Here is a 1,322-nt window from a genome sequence, read left to right as displayed (position 1 = left end):
CGATGCCCCGCAGGACGACGCGGGGATCGGGAGTCGCCGACGCCTCGATGTCGAGACGAGGCAAGGCACTCGCCCCGCTCCGGCAAGCCAGCACGATCTCCTGCCCGTCCACATGGATGCAGTCGCCCGAGCGCAGCAGCGCCTGGCGCCGCACCGGCCGGCCGTTGACGTGCACGCCGCGCACGCCCTCGCCAACCGCCAGCCACACGCCGCGCCGGTCCACGCACAGGCACACCCGCGCATCGTCGGCCTGGCTGCGCAGCTCGAGCGAGCCATCCTCCGCCCGGCCGATCGCATGCCGGCCCGGGGCCAGCGGCAGCGCGTCGATCCGGGTCCCCGGTGCATGCAGCGTGATGTCGTTCACGCCTGCGATCTTACCTACAATGCGCCCATGGCCGACATCGACATCCAGCATCCGCATTCCCTGCCCCAGCCTGCCGCCCGCGAGGCAGTGGAGCAGGCCATCACCCGGCTCGGGGAAAAGTTCGGCCTCGACTACCGCTGGGAGGGCGAGACGCTCCACTTCCGGCGCAGCGGCGTCGACGGGCACATCGCGCTGCAGCCCGGCGCGGTCCATGTCAGCGCCACCCTGGGCCTGCTGTTCTCGGCGATGAAGGGCACCATAGAATCCGAACTTCGCCGCATGCTCCAGGAACGCCTGCCTTGACCCCGATCCTCACCGCGGCAACCGTGCTGGCCGCAACCGGCCTGGCCAGCACCTTCTTCCTCTACCGCTTCCAGTTCCCGCGCGAACGCCGCAAGGCCGGCCGCGCCCTGTTCGCGGCCATGGACTGGGGCGACTTCATCCACTTGGTGCTGGCGCTGCTCAATGCCCGCGGCTATGAACGCGGCTTCGGCGGCGGCGGCACCGACGGCGAGTACCTGTTGCAGCACCGCGGCCAGGACTGGCTGCTGTCCAGCCGCCACAGCCGCGCCTACGCGCCGGGCACCACCGCCATCGCCGAGTTCTCCAACCACATCCGCAAGCGCGGCCTCGATGGCGGCATCCTGGCCATCCCGCAACGCTTCCCGCGTGCGGCCCACGCCCTGGGGCGCGCCCACCGGGTCGACCTGCTCGACAGCGACAGCATGTGGGAAGAGATGCAGCCGCTGCTCAGCGAGGACCAGCACGCGGCCATCGACCGACCCGCCCACGCCCGCATGTACCTGCAGCTCGTCGTGGCCTGGACGCTCGCCATCGCCCTGGCCGTGGCCACCTACATGTCCATCAAGCCCCGACCCGAAGTCGGCGCCATCACCCCTGCGACTGCCAACGCATCGATGGGAGCGGCGGAAGCCGCGACCCCCCCCCCCCCCCCCCC

3 protein-coding genes are annotated in these 1,322 nt (G+C 71.3%); 2 read left to right on the top strand and 1 reads right to left on the bottom strand.

Features of this window, described 5'->3' with window-relative positions:
- Positions 1–364, bottom strand: a 364-nt coding sequence (locus tag QAA18_RS11545) for an FHA domain-containing protein (protein WP_279413117.1), incomplete at its 3' end; no start/stop codon positions are given.
- 27 nt (positions 365–391) lie between these two features.
- Here QAA18_RS11545 and QAA18_RS11540 point away from each other — a divergent pair.
- Positions 392–667 carry a polyhydroxyalkanoic acid system family protein gene (locus QAA18_RS11540; RefSeq protein ID WP_279413116.1) on the top strand — a complete coding sequence of 92 codons (276 nt, stop codon included), beginning with the start codon at positions 392–394 and terminating at the stop codon, positions 665–667.
- The coding region (locus QAA18_RS11535) for a restriction endonuclease (protein ID WP_279413115.1) at positions 664–1,322 on the top strand (659 nt) is incomplete at its 3' end. The genes QAA18_RS11540 and QAA18_RS11535, both read left to right, overlap by 4 nt.

Source organism: Luteimonas sp. 8-5, assembly GCF_029763755.1.
GTDB lineage: Bacteria > Pseudomonadota > Gammaproteobacteria > Xanthomonadales > Xanthomonadaceae > Cognatiluteimonas.
The sequence above is the reverse complement of the archived record's forward strand: the minus strand, read 5'-3'. Positions and strand labels throughout refer to the sequence as shown.

Excerpts from the sequence above, each read along its gene's own strand:
- QAA18_RS11540 (WP_279413116.1), top strand. The coding sequence starts at position 392 with ATGGCCGACATCGACATCCAGCATCCGCATTCCCTGCCCCAGCCTGCC.